Consider the following 1,176-nt stretch of genomic DNA (forward strand, 5'->3'; position numbering starts at 1 on the left):
TTACTTGATGATCTTGGCCACGACGCCGGCGCCGACGGTACGACCGCCTTCGCGAATGGCGAAACGCAGGCCTTCGTCCATCGCCACCGGGTTGATGAGCTGGACGGTCATCTTGATGTTGTCGCCCGGCATCACCATCTCGGTGCCTTCCGGCAGCGTCACCGCACCGGTGATGTCCGTGGTGCGGAAGTAGAACTGCGGACGGTAACCCTTGAAGAACGGCGTGTGACGGCCGCCCTCGTCCTTCGACAACACGTACACCTCGGCCTCGAACTCGGTGTGTGGGGTGATGGAACCCGGCTTGGCCAGCACCTGGCCACGCTCCACGTCGTCACGCTTGGTGCCGCGCAGCAGCAGGCCCGCGTTGTCGCCCGCCTGGCCCTGGTCCAGCAGCTTGCGGAACATTTCCACGCCCGTGACCGTGGTCTTCTGGGTCGGACGGATACCGACGATTTCGATTTCGTCGCCCACCTTGATGATGCCGCGCTCGATACGACCGGTCACCACCGTGCCGCGACCGGAAATCGAGAACACGTCTTCCACCGGCATCAGGAACGGCTTGTCCACGTCACGCTGCGGTTCCGGAATGAACGTGTCCAGCGCTTCCACCAGCTTCAGGATGGCCGGCACGCCAATCTCCGACTGGTCGCCTTCCAGCGCCAGACGCGCCGAACCCTTGATGATGGGGGTGTCGTCGCCCGGGAACTCGTACTTGGTCAGCAGCTCGCGAACTTCCATTTCCACCAGTTCCAGCAGCTCGGCGTCGTCCACCATGTCCGCCTTGTTCAGGAACACCACGATGTACGGCACGCCCACCTGGCGCGACAGCAGGATGTGCTCGCGCGTCTGCGGCATCGGGCCGTCCGCGGCCGAGCACACCAGAATCGCGCCGTCCATCTGCGCCGCACCGGTAATCATGTTCTTCACGTAGTCCGCGTGTCCCGGGCAGTCCACGTGCGCGTAGTGGCGCGTCGGGCTTTCGTATTCCACGTGCGCCGTCGAAATCGTGATGCCGCGGGCCTTCTCTTCCGGCGCCGCGTCAATCGCGTCGTACGCCTTGAACTCGCCGCCAAAGCGCTCGGCACCCACCTTCGTCAGCGCCGCCGTCAGCGTCGTCTTGCCGTGGTCAACGTGACCAATGGTGCCCACGTTCACGTGCGGCTTGGTGCGTTCGAA

At 64.3% G+C, this 1,176-nt stretch carries 1 protein-coding gene; it reads right to left on the bottom strand.

Annotated features, from left to right (window positions below):
- A partial coding sequence (gene tuf / locus FG323_RS19560; RefSeq protein WP_141456414.1) for an elongation factor Tu occupies positions 1-1,176 on the bottom strand: 1,176 nt, incomplete at its 5' end.

The organism is Pseudoxanthomonas sp. z9 (genome assembly GCF_006542425.1).
GTDB lineage: Bacteria > Pseudomonadota > Gammaproteobacteria > Xanthomonadales > Xanthomonadaceae > Pseudoxanthomonas_A.